29 protein-coding genes are annotated in these 25,908 nt (G+C 32.4%); 24 read left to right on the top strand and 5 right to left on the bottom strand.

Translation table 11 applies throughout. The features are described 5' to 3' along the window. Positions 1-335: 335 nt before the first annotated feature. Positions 336-716 (bottom strand): rhodanese-like domain-containing protein, encoded by a 381-nt coding sequence (locus LQ686_RS05105; protein WP_025904950.1) that lies wholly within the window; start codon positions 714-716, stop codon positions 336-338. Between the two features lie 120 nt (positions 717-836). On the opposite strand from LQ686_RS05105, the gene LQ686_RS05110 reads away from it, so the two are divergent. Next, positions 837-1,667, top strand: coding sequence for a lipoate--protein ligase family protein (locus LQ686_RS05110; RefSeq protein WP_103361420.1), 831 nt, complete (start codon positions 837-839; stop codon positions 1,665-1,667). A 26-nt stretch (positions 1,668-1,693) separates the two neighbouring features. Here the strand turns inward: LQ686_RS05110 and LQ686_RS05115 are convergent, their stop codons facing one another. Together LQ686_RS05115 and LQ686_RS05120 are read right to left on the bottom strand one after the other, a co-directional pair. After that, positions 1,694-1,906 (bottom strand): SA1362 family protein, encoded by a 213-nt coding sequence (locus tag LQ686_RS05115; RefSeq protein ID WP_025904948.1) that lies wholly within the window; start codon positions 1,904-1,906, stop codon positions 1,694-1,696. Positions 1,907-1,961: 55 nt separating this feature from the next. Next, positions 1,962-2,552, bottom strand: a complete 591-nt coding sequence (locus LQ686_RS05120; RefSeq protein ID WP_103361419.1) for a hypothetical protein — start codon at positions 2,550-2,552, stop codon at positions 1,962-1,964. A gap of 99 nt (positions 2,553-2,651) precedes the next feature. On the opposite strand from LQ686_RS05120, the gene LQ686_RS05125 reads away from it, so the two are divergent. From LQ686_RS05125 to LQ686_RS05185, 13 genes are all read left to right on the top strand, one after another. Beyond that, the gene (locus LQ686_RS05125) at positions 2,652-3,707 is read left to right on the top strand and encodes a M24 family metallopeptidase (protein WP_107565199.1); all 1,056 of its coding nucleotides are present in this window, start codon (positions 2,652-2,654) and stop codon (positions 3,705-3,707) included. 25 nt (positions 3,708-3,732) lie between these two features. Further along, positions 3,733-4,290: an elongation factor P gene (efp, locus tag LQ686_RS05130; protein WP_025904945.1), complete on the top strand. Its 558-nt coding sequence runs from the start codon at positions 3,733-3,735 to the stop codon at positions 4,288-4,290. 181 nt (positions 4,291-4,471) lie between these two features. Then, positions 4,472-4,921 (top strand): acetyl-CoA carboxylase biotin carboxyl carrier protein, encoded by a 450-nt coding sequence (accB, locus tag LQ686_RS05135; RefSeq protein WP_103361417.1) that lies wholly within the window; start codon positions 4,472-4,474, stop codon positions 4,919-4,921. A gap of 1 nt (position 4,922) precedes the next feature. Continuing rightward, positions 4,923-6,281 (top strand): acetyl-CoA carboxylase biotin carboxylase subunit, encoded by a 1,359-nt coding sequence (gene accC, locus LQ686_RS05140; protein WP_103361416.1) that lies wholly within the window; start codon positions 4,923-4,925, stop codon positions 6,279-6,281. A 12-nt stretch (positions 6,282-6,293) separates the two neighbouring features. Further along, the gene (locus LQ686_RS05145) at positions 6,294-6,653 is read left to right on the top strand and encodes an Asp23/Gls24 family envelope stress response protein (protein WP_025904942.1); all 360 of its coding nucleotides are present in this window, start codon (positions 6,294-6,296) and stop codon (positions 6,651-6,653) included. Positions 6,654-6,709: 56 nt separating this feature from the next. Next, the gene (gene nusB / locus LQ686_RS05150; protein ID WP_025904941.1) at positions 6,710-7,102 is read left to right on the top strand and encodes a transcription antitermination factor NusB; all 393 of its coding nucleotides are present in this window, start codon (positions 6,710-6,712) and stop codon (positions 7,100-7,102) included. Positions 7,103-7,114: 12 nt separating this feature from the next. Beyond that, positions 7,115-8,440: an exodeoxyribonuclease VII large subunit gene (gene xseA / locus LQ686_RS05155; RefSeq protein WP_025904940.1), complete on the top strand. Its 1,326-nt coding sequence runs from the start codon at positions 7,115-7,117 to the stop codon at positions 8,438-8,440. A gap of 32 nt (positions 8,441-8,472) precedes the next feature. Next, the gene (xseB, locus tag LQ686_RS05160; protein ID WP_267919497.1) at positions 8,473-8,652 is read left to right on the top strand and encodes an exodeoxyribonuclease VII small subunit; all 180 of its coding nucleotides are present in this window, start codon (positions 8,473-8,475) and stop codon (positions 8,650-8,652) included. Beyond that, complete coding sequence (locus tag LQ686_RS05165; protein WP_107565200.1) at positions 8,645-9,523, top strand: polyprenyl synthetase family protein; 879 nt, start codon at positions 8,645-8,647, stop codon at positions 9,521-9,523. Before xseB ends, LQ686_RS05165 begins: the two co-directional genes overlap by 8 nt. A 56-nt stretch (positions 9,524-9,579) precedes the next feature. Continuing rightward, entirely contained in the window at positions 9,580-11,448 is a 1,869-nt protein-coding gene (gene dxs / locus LQ686_RS05170) for a 1-deoxy-D-xylulose-5-phosphate synthase (RefSeq protein WP_239703077.1), read from the top strand. A 148-nt stretch (positions 11,449-11,596) separates the two neighbouring features. Continuing rightward, positions 11,597-12,049 carry a transcriptional regulator AhrC/ArgR gene (gene ahrC, locus LQ686_RS05175; RefSeq protein ID WP_025904936.1) on the top strand — a complete coding sequence of 151 codons (453 nt, stop codon included), beginning with the start codon at positions 11,597-11,599 and terminating at the stop codon, positions 12,047-12,049. A 17-nt stretch (positions 12,050-12,066) separates the two neighbouring features. Then, positions 12,067-13,743, top strand: a complete 1,677-nt coding sequence (gene recN, locus LQ686_RS05180) for a DNA repair protein RecN (RefSeq protein WP_103361411.1) — start codon at positions 12,067-12,069, stop codon at positions 13,741-13,743. A gap of 23 nt (positions 13,744-13,766) precedes the next feature. Further along, a complete protein-coding gene (locus LQ686_RS05185; protein ID WP_119594279.1) occupies positions 13,767-14,471 on the top strand; it encodes a response regulator in 705 nt (234 codons plus the stop codon). A 2-nt stretch (positions 14,472-14,473) separates the two neighbouring features. On the opposite strand, the gene LQ686_RS05190 is transcribed toward LQ686_RS05185, so the two are convergent. Beyond that, positions 14,474-14,731, bottom strand: a complete 258-nt coding sequence (locus LQ686_RS05190; RefSeq protein WP_025904933.1) for a DUF2627 family protein — start codon at positions 14,729-14,731, stop codon at positions 14,474-14,476. Positions 14,732-14,851: 120 nt separating this feature from the next. Here LQ686_RS05190 and LQ686_RS05195 point away from each other — a divergent pair, with 120 nt between their 5' ends. From LQ686_RS05195 to LQ686_RS05235, 9 genes are all read left to right on the top strand, one after another. Next, positions 14,852-15,742 carry a phosphate acyltransferase gene (locus LQ686_RS05195; RefSeq protein ID WP_107565201.1) on the top strand — a complete coding sequence of 297 codons (891 nt, stop codon included), beginning with the start codon at positions 14,852-14,854 and terminating at the stop codon, positions 15,740-15,742. A 209-nt stretch (positions 15,743-15,951) separates the two neighbouring features. Next, complete coding sequence (locus tag LQ686_RS05200; protein WP_103362034.1) at positions 15,952-17,052, top strand: Glu/Leu/Phe/Val dehydrogenase dimerization domain-containing protein; 1,101 nt, start codon at positions 15,952-15,954, stop codon at positions 17,050-17,052. Beyond that, complete coding sequence (gene buk, locus LQ686_RS05205; protein WP_103362033.1) at positions 17,052-18,113, top strand: butyrate kinase; 1,062 nt, start codon at positions 17,052-17,054, stop codon at positions 18,111-18,113. Before LQ686_RS05200 ends, buk begins: the two co-directional genes overlap by 1 nt. Before the next feature lie 11 nt (positions 18,114-18,124). After that, positions 18,125-19,537, top strand: coding sequence for a dihydrolipoyl dehydrogenase (lpdA, locus tag LQ686_RS05210; RefSeq protein ID WP_103362032.1), 1,413 nt, complete (start codon positions 18,125-18,127; stop codon positions 19,535-19,537). 14 nt (positions 19,538-19,551) lie between these two features. Next, positions 19,552-20,550, top strand: a complete 999-nt coding sequence (locus LQ686_RS05215; RefSeq protein WP_025904928.1) for a thiamine pyrophosphate-dependent dehydrogenase E1 component subunit alpha — start codon at positions 19,552-19,554, stop codon at positions 20,548-20,550. Then, on the top strand, positions 20,543-21,526 hold the full coding sequence (locus LQ686_RS05220) for an alpha-ketoacid dehydrogenase subunit beta (protein WP_025904927.1): 984 nt from the start codon (positions 20,543-20,545) through the stop codon (positions 21,524-21,526). The genes LQ686_RS05215 and LQ686_RS05220 overlap by 8 nt, the downstream gene beginning before the upstream one ends. A gap of 11 nt (positions 21,527-21,537) precedes the next feature. Further along, positions 21,538-22,812, top strand: a complete 1,275-nt coding sequence (locus tag LQ686_RS05225; RefSeq protein ID WP_103362031.1) for a dihydrolipoamide acetyltransferase family protein — start codon at positions 21,538-21,540, stop codon at positions 22,810-22,812. A 74-nt stretch (positions 22,813-22,886) separates the two neighbouring features. Continuing rightward, entirely contained in the window at positions 22,887-23,324 is a 438-nt protein-coding gene (locus LQ686_RS05230; protein WP_025904925.1) for a BrxA/BrxB family bacilliredoxin, read from the top strand. Between the two features lie 18 nt (positions 23,325-23,342). After that, complete coding sequence (locus LQ686_RS05235) at positions 23,343-24,308, top strand: aromatic acid exporter family protein (RefSeq protein ID WP_103362029.1); 966 nt, start codon at positions 23,343-23,345, stop codon at positions 24,306-24,308. Positions 24,309-24,521: 213 nt separating this feature from the next. On the opposite strand, the gene prli42 is transcribed toward LQ686_RS05235, so the two are convergent. Then, positions 24,522-24,623 carry a stressosome-associated protein Prli42 gene (gene prli42, locus LQ686_RS05240; protein WP_150527395.1) on the bottom strand — a complete coding sequence of 34 codons (102 nt, stop codon included), beginning with the start codon at positions 24,621-24,623 and terminating at the stop codon, positions 24,522-24,524. A 95-nt stretch (positions 24,624-24,718) separates the two neighbouring features. On the opposite strand from prli42, the gene LQ686_RS05245 reads away from it, so the two are divergent. Continuing rightward, complete coding sequence (locus LQ686_RS05245; protein WP_103362130.1) at positions 24,719-25,834, top strand: M20/M25/M40 family metallo-hydrolase; 1,116 nt, start codon at positions 24,719-24,721, stop codon at positions 25,832-25,834. Positions 25,835-25,908 lie beyond the last annotated feature (74 nt).

The raw sequence follows: 25,908 nt of genomic DNA on the forward strand, positions 1-25,908 counted from the left end.
TAATAATCACCTCAATAAAATTATCGCTAATTTATAAGTGTTGTACATACTTAAACAAGCAAAAGTGTACATTCTTAAACTATCATTTCCAGACAACATTAACTCACGAGATTGGGAAACATGTGAGTTAAAGGCAACATTAACTCACGAGATTAGGAAACATGTGAGTTAAAGCCAACATAAACACACAAGATTGAGAAACATGTGGGTTAAATCCAACATTAACCCACGAGATTACAAAACATGTGAGTTAAAGCCCACATTAACTCACGAGATTAATCTTTTATAAATTAAAAAGCGTCTTGGTCGCATTAAACGATCAAGACGCTTTAATTTTATTTAGATTTAACTTTACCAGTCCATTTTTTATAGCCGCCTTTAAGCATGAATAATTCAGTGTAACCTTTTTTCTTCATCATTCTAGCAGCTCTATAACTTGCTACGCCATTTGCGTCACAAAAATATATAGGTTGGTCTTTACGTAAACCTTGATATCTTGTACGAAATACACTCATCGGTATATTTCTTGCCCCGATAATATGACCATAGTCAAAATCAGCCTTTTCACGCAAGTCTATAACTTGTGCCTTTCTTAATCCCTTATGGAATTCATTTTGATCTAATTCTTTTACTGCGCGCTTATTTAATGAATAGTTAATTGCCATATAAATGATAATCAAGACTAGGACTATGAGCGCGATATACCAATAATTCATGGTCTGATTCCTCCCAATTCAAGTCGATACCCTTATTATAAGATTTCTTGTGAGATTTATCAAAATTTTTTTGCTAAAATAGAAAAGTACATAAGAATTAATTGAATAGGAGTTTTAATTGTGAAAGAAACTTGGCACTTTATAAACACGAAATCGAATAATCCATATTATAATATGGCAGTTGATGAAGCACTTATGAATTTTGTGAGTAGAGGAGAAATAGATCCGGTTATTAGATTTTACACATGGGATCCAGCTACGTTATCAATTGGATATTTTCAAAAACTATCTAAAGAAATTGATATTGAAAAAGTAAAAGAAAAAGGTTTTGGACTTGTAAGACGTGCTACAGGAGGTAGAGGTGTCTTACACGATAAAGAGTTAACTTATAGCGTCATCGTTCCAGAATCGCATCCCAATATGCCTAAAACGGTAACTGAAGCATATAGAGTCATTTCAGAAGGATTATTAGAAGGATTCAAGTCGTTAGGGTTTGATGCATACTTTTCAATTCCAAAGACAAAAGAAGAAAGAGATAAACTTAAGACACCACGTAGTTCAGTTTGTTTTGATGCGCCAAGTTGGTATGAACTTGTTGTAGAAGATAGAAAAATAGCAGGAAGTGCCCAAACACGTCAAAAAGGCGTTATCTTACAACACGGTTCAATATTACAAGATATAGATGTTGATGAATTGTTTGATATGTTTATATATAGAAATGATCGACTAAAAGATAAAATGAAAGCTGCATTTACAGATAAAGCAGTTGCTATCAATGATTTATCAGATAAATACATCACTATAGAAGAAATGGAAACAGCATTTTATGAAGGATTCAAAAAAGGTTTAGATATTGAATATAAACCACTTGAATTTACTGAAGAACAGCTTGCTGAAATTAAACAATTAGAAGAAAAATATAAATCAGAAGAATGGACTTATAGAAAGTAAAAAAAGAGACTATTGAAGTCTCTTTTTTATCTATTTCTACGCTTTTGTTTGCGCATGGCTTTTTTATATTTTCGTTGATCTGGCGTTAAAAAGAAGAAATAGTAAATTAGATAGATGATTAATCCGAATATGATAAATGAGACAATCATACGAATGAAGCCCATGATAAAGAAATCAAGATTCATAATTAATCCAAAAACTGCTATAGCAATAATTAAATAGAATAAAACATTTTTCATAAAATCTCACCTTAAATTATTAGTCTATTTAATATAGCACATTTTATGTATAATCTCACTCAATTTGACCTATCTCTTTGTCTAATCCATGAAGCTCATCAATAGCTTTTTGAATATCTTTTTTATCCTTTTTATTGTAGGCATCATTTAAATCTTTAAACACTTTTTCAAAACTTGTTGATAGCTTTAACATGCTTTTATGAAGAGATTTATAATCTTTAGGAATAGTTTTACCTTTCATTTCATCTTTATATCTATCTGTAATATTTTCTTGATCGTGATAAATATTTTCTAATTCATTTTTAGTATGTTCATCATCGAATTTTGAAGTTACATTTTTCTTAATTTTGTTATAACTCGCTATATTCGTTTTCGTTTCATTTACAAATTTTGTAGATGACTTTAAATATTGAGTTGTAAACTGGCTAGACGATTCTTGTTCATTTTGTTTAATTTTACTTTTAACACTATTTTCTTTTTGTTTATATGTTTTGTTTTTATCTTCTAAATCTAATACTTCTTGTTTTAATTTTCGATTATCACTTTTTAATGATGACTTCTTTTCTTCAAGTTGTTGAACTTTATCATTTCCACACGCAGATAAGACAACTGTACTTGCCATGATTGTTATAATTGTTTTTCTCATGTTTATTTACTCCCAATGTTTTACTGTGAAAAAATTTCGATATGTATGATATTATTTTAATGTATATAGATTTATTGTACAAATAGAAAGGGGATAATTATGAAAATTAATAAATTAAGAGAAGTCATGAATCAAAAAGGTCTTGAAGCAGTTGTAATTCTATCACCGTATAACAGAAGATATCTTTCTGGATTTACAGGGACAAGTGGTAGTCTACTAATTACACAAGATAAATCCCTTTTAATTACAGACTTTAGATACATTCAACAAGCGAATGATCAAGCTCAAGATTTTGAAGTTATTAATCAAGAAGGACCAATGTTAGGTAAGATTAATGAACTGATAAAAGAAGGTCAATATAAAAACGTTGGCGTTGAAACACATTTAATTACTTATAATGAATATCAAGCATTAAATACAGATGCAGTTGAACTTTCTTCTATTGAAGGTGTCATTGAAACAATCAGAATGATTAAGAACGAATTTGAAATTAAACAAATTCAAAAAGCAGCTGACATTGTAGATGAAACATATGAGCACATTTTAAAATGGGTTAAACCAGGCATGACTGAAAATGAAGTGAATAATGAAATGGAAATGTTCATGAGAAGTAAAGGTGCAACATGTTCTTCATTTGATACGATTGTTGCTTCTGGCCACCGTGGTGCATTACCGCATGGTGTAGCAAGTAATAAAGTTATCGAAGAAGGAGATATGATTACATTAGACTTCGGTGCACTTTATGAAGGATACGTTAGTGATGTTACGAGAACATTCGCAATTGGTGAACCTAAAGAAGAAATGAAGAAAATTTATAATATAGTTTTAGAAGCACAATTAGCTGCTTTAGAACAAATTAAACCGGGGATGACTGGTAAAGAGGCAGATACAATTGCAAGAGATGTTATTAAAAGTTATGGCTACGGTGAACAATTTGGTCACTCATTAGGACATGGCATTGGGTTAGAAGTACATGAAGGTCCAGCATTGTCTCAAAAATCTGATATCGTACTTGAAGAAAATATGTGTATCACATTAGAACCAGGTATTTATGTAGATGGTTTAGGTGGCGTTAGAATAGAAGATGACGTATTAGTTACAAAAAATGGCTTACAGCGCTTTACTAAATCTTCAAAAGACCTTATTATTTTATAAGAAGGTATAAATAGGAGGAAAATGAATGATTTCAGTTAATGATTTTAAAACAGGTTTAACAATTAAAGTTGATAATGGTATTTGGAAAGTTATGGACTTCCAACACGTAAAACCAGGTAAAGGTGCGGCATTCGTACGTTCTAAATTAAGAAACTTAAGAACTGGTGCAATCCAAGAGAAAACTTTTAGAGCCGGTGAAAAAGTTGAAAAAGCTCAAATCGATAATCGTCGTATGCAATATCTATATGCTAATGGTGATAGCCATGTGTTCATGGATAACGAAACTTACGATCAACTAGAATTACCTGGTGATAAACTAGAATATGAACTTAAATTTATTAAAGAAAACATGGAAGTTCAAATCCAATCTTACGAAGGTGAAACAATTGGTATTGAATTACCAAATACAGTTACACTTCAAGTAACAGAAACTGAACCTGGTATTAAAGGTGATACAGCAACTGGTGCAACTAAACAAGCTACAGTTGAAACAGGTTATAGTTTAAACGTACCGTTATTTGTTAATGAAGGTGATTTACTTGTCATTAACACTACTGACGGAAGCTACGTATCAAGAGGTTAATATTAAACATTAAAATGAGGCCGGGACAGTAACTTGTGTCCTGGCCTTAATCATTTTAGTTAAATTATAAATGTATCTTATTTACATTTATAATTAAATATTAAAATCTCTTGAATTGGTATGACCACTAAAGTAAAATGTATGAAGTGTAACGTATTAGAATTTAAAAGGAGTTTTTCAAATGAACTTAAAACAAATTAAAGAACTAGTTGATGTGTTAGATAATTCTTCTTTAACTGAAATTGATATTAATGATAAAGATTTTAAACTAACTTTAAAAAAAGATATTAAACAAGAAATCATTTATAGCCAAGGTGCAACAAATGTCGTTGCAGAACAACCCCAACAAGCAACTCAAGCTACACCACAACAAAATGTTGAACAAGAAGCACCAAGTGGTTTAACAATTAATGCGCCAATGGTTGGTACATTCTATAAATCACCATCTCCTGATGAAGGTCCATACGTTCAAGTAGGTTCACGTGTAGAAGCTGATACAACTGTATGTATTTTAGAAGCAATGAAATTATTTAATGAAATTCAAGCAGAAGTTTCTGGTGAAATCACTGAAATATTAGTTGAAGACGGACAAATGGTAGAGTATGGCCAACCGTTATTCAAGGTGAAGTAATATGAAAAAAGTATTAATTGCAAATAGAGGGGAAATTGCAGTAAGAATCATTAGAGCTTGTAGAGAATTAGACATACAAACGGTCGCAATTTATTCAGAAGCTGATAAAGATGCATTACATACTCAAATAGCAGATGAAGCTTATTGTGTTGGACCGACACAATCTAAAGATTCATACCTTCATGTTCCTAATATTATTTCAATTGCAAAATCAACAGGTTGTGACGGTATCCATCCTGGATATGGATTCTTAGCTGAAAACAGTGATTTTGCTGAAATGTGTGAAGCATGCCAAATTAAATTTATTGGACCTAGTTATCAATCTATTCAGAAGATGGGTATTAAAGACGTTGCGAAAGAAGAAATGATCAAAGCGAACGTACCTGTTGTTCCTGGTAGTGATGGTCTAGTAGATACAGTAAGAATTGCTAAGAAATGTGCGAAGAAAATTGGTTATCCCGTTATTATTAAAGCTACTGCCGGTGGTGGTGGTAAAGGTATCCGAATTGCACGTAATGAAGAAGAACTTGTAACAGGTTTTAGAATGACACAACAAGAAGCTGAAACAGCATTTGGTAATAAAGGTTTATACTTAGAAAAGTTCATCGAAAACTTTAGACATATTGAAATTCAAGTAATGGGTGATTCAGAAGGTAATGTTATACATCTTGGTGAACGTGATTGTACGATCCAAAGACGTATGCAAAAATTAGTAGAAGAATCGCCATCACCAGTCCTTTCTGAAGAAATGCGTAAAGAAATGGGTGAAGCGGCCATTAGAGCTGCTAAAGCCGTTAATTATGAAAATGCTGGTACAATTGAATTTATTTATGATTTAGATGCTGAAACGTTCTATTTCATGGAAATGAATACGCGTATTCAAGTAGAACATCCTGTTACTGAGATGGTTACTGGAATGGATTTAGTTAAACTTCAACTTAAAGTAGCAAGTGGTGAAACATTACCTGTTACACAAGATGAAGTTGACTTGAGTGGACATGCGATTGAATTTAGAATCAACGCAGAAAGCCCATTTAAGAATTTCATGCCATCACCAGGTAAAATTAATCAATATTTAACACCAGGTGGATTTGGTGTGCGTATTGATTCAGCTTGTTATACAGGATATACGATTCCGCCTTATTACGATTCAATGGTTGCGAAGCTAATTGTTCATGGTAAAGATAGAACAGATGCAATTCAAATCGGTAAAAGAGCTTTATCAGAATTTTTAGTTGCTGGCATAGATACTACGATCCCATTCCATTTAAGATTGTTAGAAAATGATGTATTTGAATCAGGTGATTTTAATACCAATTTCCTAGAGATTCATGATATTATAAATAATGAAGACAAATAGGGAGGGATTCAAATGGCTAAAACAATTGAAAATAAAAAGCCTTCTTTAGGTAAAATAGAGATTGCGCCAGAAGTTATTGAGGTCATTGCGAGCATTGCGACTACTGACATTAAAGGTGTATCTCATATGCAATCCGTTTTTAATAAGAATTCCTTAGAAAAATTCGGGAAAAAGAATTTTGGTAAAGGTATTAAAGTCGATATTAAAGAAGACGGCATCTACATTAATGTCTACTGTACATTTGACTACGGTACAAAAATTTCTGAAACAGCACGTAAAGTACAATCAGAAATTAAACAAGCATTAAATACGATGACGGCATTAACACCAAAAGAAGTTAATGTACATATCGTTAATATACATTTCCAATAATAAAATGATTAATTAAGAGGATGCGTGCATCCTCTTATTCTTTGAAGGAGAAGAATATGAAAAGAACAGAACTAAGAGAGATTGTCTTTAAATCACTATATCAATTAGAAAATAACAAAACTGATTTAACAGTAGAAGAAGCGATTCAATATTTAGTAGAAGATTTTAAAGGTGAACAATATTTATACGTGAAAAACTTTGTTAAAGAAGTTATAGAGAAAAAAGACGAACTAGATGAAATTGTAAGTCCACATTTAAAAAACTGGACATTAGACCGTTTACTTAAGACTGATAGAATCATCTTAAGAATGGCAACTTATGAATTGAAATATACAGATACACCAGAGAAAGTTATATTTAATGAAGCAGTAGAAATTGCGAAAGTATACAGTGATGATGATCACTATAAATTTATTAATGGTGTATTAAGCAGTTTATCAAAAAGTTAAAGAGTGATATAAATGGATAAGTATTTATCAGTTACAGCAATAACTAAATATATCAAATATAAATTTGATCAAGATCCACATCTACTTAATGTCTTTATTAAAGGTGAAATTTCAAACTTTAAAAGACATTCAAGTGGTCATCTTTACTTTGCCTTAAAAGACGATAAAGGTGTACTTAGTGCTATGATGTTTAAATCGAGCGCAAATCAATTGTCGTTTAATCCTAAAGAAGGTGACCAAGTACTTGTTGAAGGTAGAATTGGGGTTTATGAATCAAGAGGTGCTTACCAAATTTATGTTCAATCTATGCAATTAGATGGTGTTGGTCTTCTATATGAAAAATTTGAAGCACTCAAAAAAGAATTAGCAGAAAAAGGTTACTTTGACCAAGAACATAAATTAAGCATACCTAAATATCCTAAGAAAATCGCTGTGTTGACGGCATCGACTGGCGCTGCAATAAGAGATATATGTTCTACTTTAGATAAGCGATATCCACTTGCAGAACAAGTGTTAATGAGCACGTTAGTTCAAGGTAAAGGAGCTAAGGATAATATCATTAACAATATCAAAGAAGCTGATTCCATGGGCGTTGATGTTATTATCGTTGGTCGTGGTGGTGGATCTATTGAAGATTTATGGAGCTTCAATGAAAGAGAAGTTGTAGAAGCCATTTATCATTGTAAGACGCCTGTTATTTCAGCAGTTGGTCATGAAACTGATACGACATTAAGTGATTTTGTCAGTGATGTAAGAGCTGCAACACCGACTCAAGCTGCAGTTATTGCGACACCAGATATTAATGCGCTGTATCAACTGATTTCAAATGCTAGACAGTATTTAACAAAACATATCACGCAATCTATACAGCAAGATAAACATAAATTAAAACAACTTTCATCATATTATAAATTGAAGACGCCTTCGTTGCTATATGATCAAGAAACACAGAAGTTAGATGAATTACAAAAACAATTATCTAGAAATTTAGAACAGACTGTTACGCGTAATAATCATAAGCTAGATATCTTACAAAATAAATTGCGAATCACACCAATTTATAATAAGACTTTTCAATTTAGACAAGACTTTGATCGTTTAAATATGCTTCAAACACAGCTCGTTAATCGTATTATAAGTCAAAAAAGACAAGCACTGACAAGCAAGTTAGCGCAATTAGATGCGTTAAGTCCGACTCAAATCATGTTAAGAGGTTATTCAATCATCGAAAAAGATGATAAAATCATTACAAGCAAAAATGATTTAAAGATTGACGATGATATTACAATCAATTTAAAAGATGGTAAAATAAATGCTAATGTTAAGGAAATTAGGTGACAAATGTGGCTAAAGAACAAACTTTTGAAGAAATGATGGAAGAATTAGAAAAAGTCGTCGGTAAATTAGACGAAGAAAATATTTCTCTTGAGGAATCAATTGAACTTTATCAAAGAGGTATTGAATTAAGTAGTAAATGTGAAACGAAACTTAAAGCAGCTGAAGATAAAGTAAATAAACTTGTTCAAAAAGAAGGTGATTCAGATGAGTGAAATCATGAATAGTTATGTAGATAAGTTCACTGAATCACTTAAACAAACGAAACTAGATTCAGTTGTAAATACACAATTAGAAGAAAGTATGCGCTATTCTTTATTAGCAGGTGGTAAGCGTATTCGTCCTGTACTATTATTAATGACGTTATCGATGTTAAAGACAGATATTAATAAAGGAATGGAAACGGCAAAAGCACTTGAAATGATACATACATATTCCCTTATACATGATGATTTACCAGCTATGGATAACGATGATTACAGACGAGGAATGAAAACGAATCATAAAATCTATGGTGATGCGACTGCAATTTTAGCTGGTGATGCATTATTAACAAAGGCTTTTGAACTGATTACTAAAGATACATATTTAGAAGCTGACGACAAAGTGAAATTGATCAGATTGCTTTCTGAATCAGCAGGACATCAAGGTATGGTTGGTGGACAAGTGTTAGATATGGAAAGTGAAAACAAAGAAATTTCGCTAGATACTTTACGCAAAATTCACAGATATAAAACTGGCGCACTGATACGTTTTTCTGTCGTTGCAGCTTGTACGATCGCTAAAGTTAATAGTAAGACATTTATATTACTTGATTCATTTAGCCAAGAATTAGGATTAATATTCCAAATTAAAGACGATTTACTAGATATTGAAGGGGATTTCGATAAAATAGGTAAGTCAGTTGGTAGTGACGTCGCGAATCATAAGAGTACTTATGTGTCTTTATTAGGTAAGACCAATACTAAGGTTGCTTTAGAACAACATGTGAATCAAGCGTTATATTTACTAGATCAACTAGAAGATCAATATAACACTGAAGAACTCAAGTCTCTCACAAAATTATTTGCAAATAGAGAAAATTAATCTATCTAATAATTTAGATGACTAGTCACAAGAATCGGGCTAAAGGTGGTTAAAAAATGGATGTTTCAAAAATAAAAAACCCATCCTTCCTCAAAGATTTATCTCATCAAGAACTTGAACAACTGAGCAGTGACATTAGGAAATTTTTAATTGAAACTTGTTCAGTAACTGGCGGACATATTGGGGCAAATTTAGGTGTGGTTGAATTAACATTGAGTCTACATAAACATTTTAATAGCCCTGTAGATAAGATATTATGGGATGTTGGACATCAAACATACATTCATAAAATATTAACCGGAAGAGGTCACGAATTTAATTCTTTGCGACAATATAAAGGATTATGTGGTTTTCCTAAAATGAAAGAATCTGAACATGATGTATGGGAAGCGGGACATAGTTCAACTTCTTTATCTGCTGCTGTGGGGATGGCAAAAGCGAGAGATATATTAGGACAAGATCATCATGTTGTACCTGTAATTGGTGATGGTGCTCTAACAGGTGGTATGGCACTAGAAGCGTTAAACCACATAGGACATGACAAAACGAATTTAACGATTATTTTAAATGATAACGAAATGAGTATCGCGCCAAATGTTGGTGCAATGCACAATATGTTTGCAAGAATACGATCTAATCAAAATTATAATCGCTTTAAATTTGATGCTGAAAGTTTGATTAACAGATTGCCTGGTGGAGATTTGTTAAAAGACTCTGCGGATAAAATTAAAGACAGTTTGAAATATTTAGTCGTAGATGGCATTTTCTTTGAAGAACTTGGCATTAAATATATTGGTCCTGTAGATGGCCATAATTTTAAAGCATTAGATGAAGCGATCACCGTTTCTAAACAAATGGACAAACCTGTTCTCATACACGTTGTCACTAAGAAAGGGAAAGGTTATAAACCTGCTGAGAAAGATATAATTGGGACTTGGCATGGTTTAGGACCATATAAGCTTGAAACTGGTGAAGTGATAAAAGGAAATGCTGAAGGTCCTGCATGGAGTACTTTAATGAGTGATGAAGTATTAGCATATGCGCAACAAGACAAACGAATTGTTGCAATCACGCCAGCTATGCCTGTAGGATCAAAATTAACAAAATTTCAACAAACGTTACCTGAACAATTTTTTGATGTAGGTATTGCTGAACAGCATGCTGTTACGATGGCAGCAGGATTAGCAACACAAGGCATGAAACCATATGTCGCAATCTATTCAACTTTTATGCAACGTGCTTACGATCAGTTGTTACATGATGTAGATCGTCAAAACTTAAACGTATTATTTGGTGTTGATCGAGCAGGCCTTGTTGGAGCTGATGGAGAGACACACCAAGGTGTCTTTGATGTTGGCTTTTTAAGTCAATTTCCTAACTTTACAATTATGATGCCTAAAGACGGTAATGAAGCGAAAAATATGATCAAAACTGCTTTTGAAACTGACCATGGTCCAATGGCGATTAGATACCCAAGAGGTAATGCGCCATTACTTGATGATTCTAAAGATAGTGAACGACTTAAAATAGGATCTTGGAATGTTGAAAGAAACGGCGATGATTTAACGATCATAAGTTATGGACCAACAGTTTCACTTGTAACAGAGGTAGCAGATGAATTATTAAAAGAGGACATCCATATCAATATCATTAATGCTCGGTTTATAAAACCTATGGACTATGAAATGCTTCATAATCTCGGTAAAGCGTCTAAACCGATCCTGACAGTTGAAGAAGCTATGTTGACTGGTGGTTTAGGAAGCCAAATTGCTACTTTTATGAAAGACAATGATTATCATAATACTATACGTAGAATAGGCATTAATGATACATACATTGAGCATGGTGACGTAGGTTTATTATTAGAAGATATTGGTATCTCTAAATCAAATATTATATCTACCGTCAAATCTTTAATAAAGTAGTTAAGAGAAATATATGAATATTTATGTTGAAAAAGGCGCTTTAGTATATCTAAAGCGTCATTTAAATGTTTATAGCGCTTACATTACTATTTTTTTCAATTTTATGCTATTATAAGTGTATAAATATTCATTAACAGAGGTGTATGTAATGGCGAACAAAACAATGCGTCAGATTAAGATAAGAGAAATAATTTCTAACGAACAAATTGAAACACAAGAAGAATTAGTCAAAAGACTAAATGAATATGATTTGAATATCACACAAGCTACAATCTCTCGTGATATTAAAGAACTTCAGTTAATTAAAGTTCCAGCACCTTCTGGTCAGTATATCTATAGTTTACCTAGAGATCGTAAATATCACCCGATTGATAAATTAGGTAGATATTTAATGGATTCATTTGTAAAAATTGACGGAGCAGATAATTTATTAGTCCTTAAAACATTACCAGGTAATGCGCAATCAATTGGTGCAATAATTGACCAAATCGATTGGACGGAAGTAATTGGCACGATATGCGGTGATGACACATGCCTAATTATTTGTAAAGATACTGAAGCAGCTGAAGTTATTACGGATAGAATTTTTAATATGCTTTAAAGGAGATTTAATATACAATGTTACAAGCACTTACAATTAAACAATTCGCTATAATTGAATCTTTAGAAATTAATTTTTCAGGTGGACTAACTGTTTTAAGCGGTGAAACTGGTGCTGGTAAATCTATTATTATAGATGCTATTGGTCAGTTAGTAGGTGCAAGAGCCTCACAAAGTTTCGTGAGACATGGCGAACAGAAGGCGACAATTGAAGGCGTATTTGATATTGATAATGTACCTAACGTCAATAAGATCTTAAGTGAGTTAGATATCGACTTTGACGAAGATTTCTTGTTTGTAAAAAGAGAAATCTTTGCTTCAGGGAAAAGCATATGTAAATTAAATAATCAGAATGTAACGCTATCTGATTTAAAAATTGTCATGCAAGAATTACTTGATATTCATGGGCAACATGAAACACAAATATTACTTAAACCTAAATATCATTTATCATTGTTAGATGATTATGCTGATGGTACTTATCAAGCTGAAATTGATCAATACGACGAGACTTTTCAATCTTATCGCTTAAAGAAACAAGAACTTGAAAAGTTAGAATCTCAAGACCAAGCATTATTACAAAGATTAGATTTAATAAAATTCCAACGAGATGAATTACAAGATGCGAATTTAAAAGAAGACGAAATTGATTTTTTAAATCAAGAAATTAAGAAACTTCAAAATCACGAAAAAATAAACGAAAGTCTTAATAAAGCACATATGTTATTGAGTAGTGAAGAAAACATTACTGATAAAATTTATGAGCTTAATCAAGAAATTCAACATATCAACGATATAATTCCGGATAAATACACTGCTTTTAGTGAAGAATTAGATCAAATGTATTACACTTTAGAAGACTACAAACATGAACTATATAATGAGTTAACGTCTAATGACTTTGATGAATCTTTACTAAATGAGTATGAGTCTAGATTAAATGTACTCACAGACCTCAATCGTAAATATGGCAAAAGCATACCTGAATTAATCAAATATAGAGATAAAATCGACGATGAAATTTATAAAATTGAGAACTACGAACAAAGTACTTCTCAATTACGTGAAGAAATTAATGATCTTTATACAAACGTTGTAAAATACGGTGAAGCACTATCGACTAAAAGAAGACAAGTTGCGTTGGATCTTAGAGATAGATTAGTTGAAGAAGTACAGAATTTGCACATGCAAGATGCGAATATAGAAATTACTTTCACTAAAACGAAACCTACTCAATATGGCTTAGAAGAAGTAGAATTCTTAATCAGCCCCAATAAAGGCGAACCATTAAAAAGCTTAAATAAAATAGCTTCTGGTGGTGAACTATCCAGAATAATGCTTGCGTTGAAAAGTATATTTGTTTCTTCAAAAGGACAAACAGCAATTTTATTCGATGAAGTAGATACAGGTGTATCTGGAAGAGTCGCACAAAAAATGGCTGAAAAAATGCATCAAATTGCGCAAACACTTCAAGTGATATGTATTTCGCATTTACCTCAAGTCGCTGCAATTAGTGATAATCATTTGTATATTGCTAAAGAAACCGTAAATGATAGAACTACGACTTCTATAAAACAATTAGATGGTGAAGATAAGATAGATGAAATAGCAAGAATGATATCAGGTGTTGAAGTTACAGAATTAACTCGACAACACGCTAAAGAAATGATTATACAAAACAAAAATTTAAAATAGAATGATTCGTTAGGGTGTTAAGCATGGTAATTAAGGTAGCAATAATAGAAGACTCGAAAGCATATGTTAGTGAGATGGCACAATATTTAAAGAAACACGATATTGAAATTGTTAATATTGGATACAACGGTAAAGAGGCACTCGACATTTTAAATGGAGAAGTTTTCGATGTTCTTTTATTAGACTTAATCTTGCCACACATAGATGGCATGACTTTGCTTAAAAAATATATAAAACAAAATAAGCAATTTAAAGTGATATGTATGAGTGCTTTTGTGAGTGATGATGTCTTGAAAGAATCTGTTTCATTAGGAGTAGATTACTTCTTAATTAAACCTGTTGAGTTTGATGTCTTGTTAGATACGATACAACGTGTATTAACGACAACAGATTCTAATATAGAAGAAATGGATGCTTTAGATTTATTACTAGAGAAGATTGGATTTTCATCAAATTTAAACGGGTACGAATATATTAAGTATGGTGTACACCTTATGCTTCAATATAATCGCAAGATGCCGTTAACTAAAGAACTATATCCTTTAATTTCTCAAAATTATAATATACAAGCGAATAACGTTGAAAGGTCTATCAGGCATGCTATTAAATTAGCTTGGGATAAAGAATTAAAGTCCTATTGGTATAATAGTGAAAAATTGTATGTACGACCTACAAATGGTGAGATTTTATTACATCTATATGAAAAGTTTAAAAAAGAGACTAGGTAAGCCTAGTCTCTTTTTTTGGCATTTTGTTTCTTCATAAAATGTTCTTGTGCACGTTTATTTTTCTTTTCACGATGTAGTATATAACCCCCAATGAACACTACACCAAATACAAAGAAGATAAAGCCTAATAAAAACTGTAACCAAATAAAATGTAATTGTGGAACAAGTTGTCCGAAAACAGCATCTCTCATCCATTTAATACCTAGTCCTGCAATGATACCTGGTATCACCAAAATGAGTAATGCAATATACTTTTGCATAAGTTAAAACTCCTATTAATTAATAACTTATATTATATATGAGATAATGAGTAAAAGTAAACATTGAAAAAATGGAATAAACGATACAATTTGATTATGATAGTAATAGGAGGGGATTAAATGCTTTTTAAAGATATGATAAAAAACGGTCAAAATATATCAGCTACAATTGCTGTATGTAAATCAAATGATGAAGGTGTCATTAAAGCAATTGTTAAAGCGATTAAACATACAAAAGCCAGGTTCATGTTGTTTGATGAGCGACCACAAGATGAGTTGATTAGATCATTTAATTTAACACATGAAGAATTAAATAGAATAGAAATTATTCAAACACTTAACGAAGAACATACTGTATCGCAATGTGTACAAGCTGTAGCGGACGGAAAAGCTGACTTAATTATGAAAGGGTTAATTTCAACATCAGAATTGTTTAAAGAAGTATTAAAAGATAAATATAACTTGAAGACCAACTATAGAATGAGTCATATCGCAATATTTAATATACCTGAGTATCACAAGATGTTAACCGTATCAGATGTTGCGATGAACATAGCACCAAATATCGAACAAAAAATTGAAATCACATCGAATTTAGTTTATTCTCTTAAAAAAATTGGTATCGATTCACCTAAAATTGGGGTGATTTCTGCAATTGAAAATGTGAATCCGAAAATGCAGTCGTCGGTTGATGCGAAAGAAGTCGTATCTTATTTCAATCAAGAAAAACCAGATCTTGAAATAGAAGGTCCAATTGCATTTGATGCTGCAATTAATAAAAAGGCATCCATTATTAAAAAAATAGATTCAAAAATATCAGGTAATGTTGATGGTTTAATCGTCCCTCAAATTGAAAGTGGCAATATTTTATATAAATCTCTCGTATATTTATCGAACGCGGATGTAGCATCTGTTATAATTGGTGCAAAAATACCCATAATTTTAACCTCTAGATCAGATTCATCACGAGATAAATTTCATTCAATATGTAGTGCGTTAATGCTTATTTAGTATATTATAATAACAAATTAATAACTATACTCTTTATTTCAAAGTATTGAAAGAGCTTACAATGCTTTTATATCAATAAAGATTGAATTTTCTAAAAATTTTTACTTTTTGTAAGCGCTATCATTTTTCGTCAATTTATTTGATAAATAAAACATTTCATGTAAAATTAGAAATGAAGTTATTATATAAAAGTTGAAAAGGGGATTATTATGTTATTTGAAACGATAGAAAAATATGACTATGAGCAAATAGTATTTTGTCACGATAAAAGTTCAGGATTAAAAGCAATCATTGCGATTCATGATACAACATTAGGACCAGCACTTGGCGGTTGTAGAATGTGGCCATACGAAAGTGAAGAAGAAGCTATTAATGACGCATTACGTCTATCAAGAGGTATGACATATAAAAATGCTGCAGCTGGTTTAAACTTAGGCGGCGGTAAAACAGTTATTATCGGAGATCCTAAAAAAGATAAATCAGAAACTTTATTTAGAGCTTTAGGTAGATATGTAGAAAGTTTAAATGGTCGTTATATTACTGCTGAAGATGTAGGAACGACTGAAGACGATATGGATATTATCTTTGAAGAGACAGATTACGTAGTTGGTTTATCTGAAAGTCACCAATCTAGTGGTAACCCAAGTCCTAAAACTTCATTAGGTGTATTTGTTTCTATGAAACGCGCAGCTAAAGAAGCTTTTGGAACAGATGACTTAAACGGGAAAACTGTTGCTGTTCAAGGTGTTGGACACGTTGCTTACGAACTATGTCGTTATTTACATGAAGCAGGTGCTCAATTAGTTGTAACAGATATTAACCAAGAAGCAGTTGATAGAGTTGTAAATGACTTCAACGCTAAAAGTGTAGGAATTAATGATATTTATGATGTAGATGCTGATATCTTTGCACCTTGTGCTTTAGGTGGCGTATTAAATGATGATACTATCGCACGTTTAAAAGTTAAAGTCGTATGTGGTAGTGCAAACAACCAATTACAAGACATAGATGTTCACGGTGCTCAATTAGAAGATAAAGGTATTGTATATGCGCCTGACTTCGTTGCTAACTCTGGTGGTGTTATCAATGTTGCGGATGAATTAGATGGATACAATGAAGTACGTGCTATCTCAAATATTGAAAAAATCTATGACCAAATGGATAAAGTGTTTGAAATTAGTAAGCGTGATCAAATTACTTCTGCACGTGCAGCTGAAATTTTAGCTGAAGAACGTATTGAACAACTTAAGAATGTAAGAAGTAATTTCTTAAAAACTGAAAGATCTATCATTTCTAGAGGTAAAAAATAATGAAAAAAATTCTTGTACTTAATTTAGGAAGCACATCATCTAAAGTTGCAGTATTTAATAACTATGATATGTTATTTGAAGATGTTATCAGACATGATATCGATCAAACTAATCTTCCATTAATTGATCAAGTCCCATTTCGACTTGAAAGTATCAAGAACTCATTAAACCAACATCATATCTCACTACAAGCAATAGATGCTATTGCTTGTAGGGGTGGTGTTTTAAAGCCTATACAAGGTGGAACATATCTTGTTAATAACATCATGTATCAAGACTTGAAATCTTTTAAATATGGATTTCATGCCTCAAATTTAAGTGGTATTATCGGCTATACATTTGCTAAAGAATTAAATATACAGGCTTATATTGTTGATCCAGTCGTCGTAGATGAATTAATACCTGAAGCAAGAATTACGGGGATTAAAGGAATTGAAAGACGCAGTATCTTCCATGCATTAAACCAGAAATCAGTCGCTAAACAATATGCAGCTGATACTGACAAAGCATATGAAGATATTAATGTCATCGTCGCACATCTTGGAGGCGGTATAAGTGTAGGTGCTCATAGAAAAGGAAGAGTCATCGAAGTTAATGACGGCTTATTAGGCGAGGGTCCATTTAGTCCTGAAAGAGCTGGTTCCATTCCAAATGATGCGTTAATTAAATGGGTTATTGATCACGATTTAAATGCTAAAGAAGCTAATAATGAATTAAGTAAAAATTCTGGGTTATTATCATATTTTGGTACAAATGATTGTTTAAAAGTAGAACAAATGATGGAAAATGGCGATAAAACTGCTAAACTTGTCTTAGATGCCATGTGTTATCAAATTGCTAAATCTATAGGGTCTTGCGCGGTCGTTTTAGAAGGTCAAATCGATCAAATTATCATAACTGGCGGATTAAGTTATTCAAAATATATCACAAATAAAGTAAAACAATATGTATCTTGGCTACAAAATGTTACTATATATAAAGGAGAAAAAGAAATGCACGCTTTAAATATTGGCGTAATGGACCTCTTACACGGTAAAATTAGTACCAAGTCATATGAATAAGGAGTAATACTATGTCTAAAGAATATGATTTAGTCATTCTAGGTGGCGGTACGGCAGGCTATGTATCAGCAATTCGTGCTTCACAACTAGGAAAAAAAGTCGCAATTGTAGAGAAATTTAAGTTAGGTGGAACTTGTTTACATAAAGGTTGTATACCTACAAAATCATATTTAAAAACTGCAGAAATTTTAAGATACATACAACATTCAAACGAATATGGTATTAAAACTGCTTCAGCTGATTTTGAAATGACGGATGTTGTTGCTAAGAAAGATGAAACAGTAGCTACGATGTACAATGGTGTACAAAGCTTGATGAAAAAATACAAAATTGACATTTACGAAGGTAATGGCAGAATTCTCGGACCTTCATTGTTCTCGCCTCAAGCTGGAACAGTTTCTGTTGAATTTGAAAATGGCGAATCAGAACTACTCGTTAATCAACATGTATTAATTGCAACAGGATCAAGACCAATTGAATTACCATTCTTAAAGTTTAACCATCAAACCATCATTTCAAGTGATGATATGATGCAATTACAAACGTTGCCTGAAAGCATGTTAATTATCGGTGGCGGTGTGATTGGACTTGAGTTTGCATCTTTATTAAATGATTTAGGTGTAAAAGTAACAGTTGTTGAAGCAGGGCAATCCATTATCCCTAACGAACAACGAGAAATCAGTAAAACGATTAAACGTAGCTTTGAAGAAAATGGCATAACCATTCATGAGAATTGTCCTTTATCTGAACAAGATGTCAACATACATGATCAACATGTAGATGTAACACTTCAAAATGAGCAACAAACTTTTGAAAAAGTATTAGTCGCAGTTGGTAGAACACCGAATACTGAAGATTTAGGATTGAACAACACAAAAATAAAGACCGATGAAAAAGGCTATATACTAACAAATGATGTTTATCAAACAGATGATAAACATATTTACGCGGTTGGAGATGTCATCGGCAATTATCAATTAGCACATGTTGCAACAAAAGAAGGCACAATTGCTGTAGAGCACATGTTTGATCAAAATCCTATCAAATTAGATTACTTAACAGTACCAAGATGTATATATACAAACCCTGAAATTGCTTCGATAGGGATGACTGAACAAGATGCTAAAGCGCAAAATATTAATTTCAAAAAATTTAAAGTACCATTTAAAGCGATTGGCAAATCCGTCATAGAAAATAATGGACTTGGTGAATGCATTTTAATTAAAGATATAGACAATGAAAAAGTGCTTGGCATTCATATGATTGGTGCAAAAGTGACTGAATTAATTAATGAAGCAGCTCTATTTACATTTATGAATGGCTCTACTGAAGAACTAGCAACTACTGTACATGCACATCCTTCAATTGGAGAAGTGCTCATGGAACTAGGGTTAAAATCTGAGAATCGTGCTATTCACGTCTAAAGAGGAGAGATTAGATGTTAGATTATAAGACTGTCGGATTAACGCATGAAGACTTAAAAGAAATTTATAAATGGATGTTATTAGGTAGAAAAATTGACGAAAGAATGTGGCTACTTAACCGAGCAGGTAAACTACCGTTTGTTATAAGTTGTCAAGGTCAAGAAGCAACACAAATTGGCACATATTATGCACTAAAAGACGAAGACGTATTAGCACCTTACTATAGAGATTTAGCTTTAGTTACAGCACGTGGTATTTCTGCAGAAGAATCTATGTTAGCTGCATTTGCTAAACAAGGTGATACTTCAAGTGGTGGTAAGCAAATGCCATCTCACTTTAGTAAAAAGGATTTATCTATTTTAACGCAAGGTTCTTGTGTAACAACTCAAGTGTTACATGCAGTTGGCGCAAGTTTATCACTTAAAATGGACGGCAAAGAAGCGATTGCACTTGCTACATTAGGTGAAGGTAGTACCAGTCAAGGTGATTTCCACGAAGCAATGAACTTTGCTGGTGTTCATAAGTTGCCATTTATTTGTATTATCGAAAACAATAAATATGCCATTTCGGTACCAAGTCACTTACAGTACGCAACAGATGATTTATCATCTAGAGCTGCAGGTTACGGTGCATTTGGTGAACAAGTTGATGGTAATGATCCTATAGCTGTTTATGAAGCAGTAAAACGCGCAAGAGAACGTGCAATAAATGGTGAAGGACCAACACTTATTGAAGCATTATGTAGCCGTTTAACACCTCATTCTTCAGATGATGATGATAATTATCGTCCGGCAGAAGAAATGAAAGAAGAAAAAGAAAATGATTGTATGATTAAATTCAAAGAATATTTAGTTGAACATCAAGTTACAAACGATGAATGGTTCAGCCAAATTGAAGATGAAATTAAACAAGAAATCAATACTGCTACTAAAAATGCAGAAAAAGCACCTTATCCATTACCGGAAGAAGCTTTAACACATGTATATGATCAAGGAGGCGAAAAGAATGCCTAAGTTATCCTATCTTGACGCGATAAATCAAGCAATGGACCAAGCGATGGAAAAAGATAATAACGTATTTGTTATCGGCGAAGATGTTGGTCTAAAAGGCGGCGTATTTGGCGCAACTAAAAATTTATACAACAAGTATGGTGAAGGACGCGTGATTGATTCACCCTTAGCAGAATCAAATATCGTTGGTGCTTCAATTGGTGCAGCTATGATGGGTAAAAGACCTGTATCTGAAATTCAATTTGCAGAGTACATCGTTCCGGCAACAAACCAAATTATCAATGAAGCAGCTAAAATAAGATACCGTTCTAATAATGATTGGGATTGTCCTTTAACAATTAGAAGTCCATTTGGTGGCGGAATTCATGGCGCATTATATCATTCTCAAAGTATTGAGAGTATATTCTGTTCAACACCAGGCTTAAGAGTCGTTATTCCATCATCACCATACGATGCTAAAGGATTACTTCTTGCGGCAATTGAAGATAATGACCCTGTATTATACTTTGAACATAAAAAAGCATACAGACTATTAAAAGAAGAAGTTCCTGAAGAATATTATACTGTACCAATCGATAAAGCAGATGTTAAACGAGAAGGTTCAGATATTACAGTATTCACTTATGGATTATGTGTAAATTACGCACTTCAAGCAGCTGAAATATTATCAACTGAAGGTATAGATGCAGAAATAGTAGATTTACGTTCATTATATCCACTAGATAAAGAAACAATTATTAATTGTGCGAAAAAGACTGGCAAAGTATTGGTTGTAACTGAAGATAATCTAGAAGGTAGTGTTATGAGTGAAGTATCTGCCATAATAGCTGAAAATTGCTTATTTGATTTAGACGCACCAATTGCAAGACTTGCAGGTCCAGACGTACCAGCTATGCCATTTTCACCACCTATGGAAGATTTCTTTATGATGAATCCTGTGAAAATAGAAGAAAAAATGAGAACATTAGCTGAATTTTAGGAGGTTAAATTATGGACGTAAAGATGCCGAAACTTGGAGAAAGTGTTCATGAAGGTACAATCGAACAGTGGCTTGTTAAACCAGGTGACACAATTGAAGAGTACGATGCACTGTGCGAAGTGATAACAGATAAAGTAACAGCTGAAGTCCCTTCAACATTTAATGGAACAATTAAAGAAATCGTTGTCGAAGCTGGTGAAACTGTAGATGTTGGAACAGTTATTTGTACAATGGACGTTGAAGGTGAAACATCAGAGGATAAAAATAATAGTGCTGATGAACAAACTGAACCAGAAGTAACTAAAGAAGACCAACCTGCAAAAGCTGAAACACCTGTTTCTAATGAACCACAAGAAGGCCCAATGAATAACGGTCAATATTCACCTGTTGTATTTAAATTAGCAAGTGAAAATAATATTGATTTAAATAAAGTTAAAGGTACCGGTAATTTAGGAAGGGTAACTAAAAAAGACATTTTAAATGCGATTGAAAATGGTGTACCAACTGAAGATGCATTATCTAAACAAGTAGATGCACCAGTTCAAGAAGTTGCTGAAAATACAGTTCAACCAGAAACGACTTCTTTACCTGGCGATTCAATCCCAGTCAATGGTGTAAGAAGAGCAATTGCGAATAAAATGTTGCAAAGTGTTCATGAAATTCCACATGCTTGGATGATGGTCGAAGTTGATGCTACAGATCTTGTTAAAACAAGACAACATCATAAGTCATCTTTTAAACAAAGTGAAGGATATAACTTAACATTCTTCGCATTTTTCGTAAAAGCTGTTGCAGAAGGATTGAAAAAATATCCGATGTTAAATAGTACTTGGGCAGGCGATGAAATTAAAATTCATAAAGATATTAATATTTCAATCGCAGTAGCAAGTGAAGATAAATTATATGTACCTGTTATTAAAAATGCTGATGATAAATCAATCAAAGGTATCGCTCGTGAAATTAATGATCTTGCAACTAGAGGAAGAAAGCATAAGTTAACTTCTCAAGATATGCAAGGTGGTACATTCACAGTCAATAACACGGGTTCATTTGGCTCAGTATCATCAATGGGTATTATCAATCATCCACAAGCTGCTATTTTACAAGTTGAATCAATTGTGAAACGACCTGTAGTTGTCAATGATATGATCGGTATTCGTGATATGGTTAATTTATCATTATCCATTGATCATAGAATATTGGATGGTTTAATGGCCGGTGAATTCTTAAAATATGTAAAAGAAAGATTACAAAGTATGACAATCGAGAACACTTCTATATATTAATAAAACCTTGTCATTGTTTTACCCTTAAATCTCCTGTAAAATAGACTTATCTATTATTACAGGAGGCTTTTTTTATGGAAATGGATTTCAATTTATATATGAATGATGTAGTTAATTCTGCGAGAAATGAAATAGAAGCGGCTGGATACAAACAATTAACAACTAAAGAAGAAGTTGAAGAAACATTCAACAAACCAGGTACAACGTTTGTTATGGTTAATTCAGTTTGTGGATGTGCAGGCGGAATCGCAAGACCAGCAGCACAACATGCGTTACACTATGATAAATTACCAGATCAATTAGTAACTGTATTTGCTGGTCAAGACAAAGAAGCAACAGAAACAGCACGTGATTATTTTGAAGGTTATCCACCATCAAGTCCATCATTTGCTTTTCTTAAAGATGGCAAAATTGTCAAAATGATTGAAAGACATGAAATCGAAGGTCACGATCCAATGAGTGTTATTACAAACATTCAAGCACTATTCGAAGAGTATTGCGAAGAAGTGTAAAGGAACGGTTCATTTCTTATGCAAATAAAACCGTACAGAATAGGATATAGAACATTAAAAACTGCCCTAGGGATGACATTAGCTGTCATCCTTTCTAGGTTAATCGGCTTAGATAATTATGCATCCAGTGCTATTCTTGTTGTATTATGTATTAAGGATACAAGAGTTAAATCATTTGAAGCTGCAATATATAGATTTGTAGCGTGTTTTATTGCAATTTTGATAGGTTCAGTATTTTTCACTTATTTAGGAAGTACGCCTATTATTCTTGGTATTATGGTGCTTTTATTTATACCCGTAACAGTCATGATTGGTGTGCAAGAAGGAATTGTAACAAGCTGTGTTATTATACTTCATCTGTATATGGCTAAAACGATAGATATGAATGTTGTCATAAATGAAATTTTATTACTTATAATTGGTATTGGTATTGCTTTAATCATGAATATGTTTATGCCAAGTTTAGATTATAAACTTAACAATTATAAACGCAAAATAGAAGACGACTTTATATTAATAACCTTTATTTATAGTCAATGCTTACAAGATCCAAATAAAAAAATTAATGTACCTTCATTCGATATCGTTTCAGAAAATATTAGAAAAGCTAAATCATTAGCATTTAGAGAAGTTAAAAATCATTTTGTGAGAAATGAAAACTCTTACTATCATTATTTTGATATGAGAGAAGAACAATTAACTTTATTAAAAAGAATGAAAAAATTAATCGAATCCATGCAACACAGTCATCATGCACATCATTTATGTAGTCAATTGTTATTAGAAGTATCACAAAACGTACAAGGTAACGATTACTCTCTTATGAGATTGCATAACCTATATGACATTAAAATAAAATTACAGTCTATCGAGCTACCAAAATCACATCAAGAATTAGAAAGTATCGCAGCACTATTTCAACTATTAAACGAAGTAGAAGAATACTTACTAATCAAATCACAATTCGGTAGCCTTAAGAAGTAAAAACGCAATGCTATACGGCATTGCGTTTTTTGTGTATATAGTGGGGAGATGTGAGTTTACTTTGCCTTTAACTCACATCTTTTCTAATCTCGTGAGTTAATATTGTCTTTAACTCACCAGTTCCACATATTCTAATAATACCTAATTAAAATTTGTATCTCTCACCCAAAAAAAGCGCTACTCATCATGAGCTAGCGCTTTTGAATTATATTATTAATTTAATAGGAATGGTAAGATACCTGATAATACAAGTGCAGCTACTATAGCTACTAACATTACGATGATTATGATTTTACGTACATTCTTATTTCCCATGATAACCCTCTCTTTAAACATTAGTTTTGTATATATTTATCAACTATTATACACTAGATTATGAGATATTTAAATAAATGAAAAGAGGGACAATCATGATTAATGAAGAAAGATTATTAAATACTTTTATGGAACTTGTAAAGGTAGATTCTGAATCTAAAAATGAAAGAAAGATTGCTGATTTATTAAAGCAAAAGTTTACGGATTTAGGTTTAGATGTTAAAGAGGATGACTCTCAAAGTGAAACTGGTTATGGTGCTGGTAATTTAATTTGTAAATTAAAAGGTGAAGATTCTAGCAAGACGCCGATTTATTTTACAAGCCATATGGATACTGTTACGCCTGGTAATAATATTGAACCAGAATTACGTGAAGATGGTTACATTTATTCTAAAGGTGAAACAATCTTAGGTTCTGATGATAAAGCTGGTTTAGCTGCAATTTTAGAAGCTATTCAAGTTATTAAAGATAACAATATTCAACATGGTGATATCGAATTTATCATTACAGTAGGTGAAGAATCTGGTTTAGTTGGTGCTAAAGCTTTAAATCCTGATGATATTCAAGCGAAATATGGTTTTGCTATTGATGCGCCTGGTAAAGTAGGTACAACAGTTGTAGCAGCTCCTACACAAGCTAAAATAGAGGCTATTATTAAAGGTAAAACAGCACACGCTGGATTAGAACCTGAAAAAGGTGTTTCTGCTATTAATATTGCTGCTAAAGCTGTTAGTCATATGAACTTAGGGCGTATCGATGAAGAAACAACTGCTAATATCGGTAGATTCGAAGGTGGAACAGCAACAAATATCGTAAGTGATCATGTATATATTTTAGCAGAAGCAAGATCTTTAGATGATGAAAAAATGAACCAACAAGTAACACATATGAAAGAAGCATTCGAGAAAACTGCTGAAGAATTCGGATGTAGTGCAGAAGTTAATGTACAAATTATGTACCCAAGCTTTAATTTAACTGAAGAAGACGACGTTGTTCAATTAGCCGTTAAATCTTCTGAAAAAATTGGACGTAAAGCAGACCTTGTAAAACTAGGTGGCGGATCTGACGGAAATGTTATTAGTGGATTCGGAATTCCTACTGTTATTTTAGGTGTTGGATATGAATATATTCATACAACAAATGAACGTATGCCAGTTGAAGAATTACAAAAAATTACAGAACAAATCGTTGCAATTGCTGAACTTGCATAAAAATTCAGTATGTAAACGTATTCATTTGAAATTAAAGACTTTATAGACGAAAAACGTATTCAAACTATGTTAAA

Origin of the sequence: Mammaliicoccus sp. J-M41 (genome assembly GCF_022385935.1) — a bacterium.
GTDB classification, from domain to species: Bacteria; Bacillota; Bacilli; order Staphylococcales; family Staphylococcaceae; genus Mammaliicoccus; species Mammaliicoccus sciuri_A.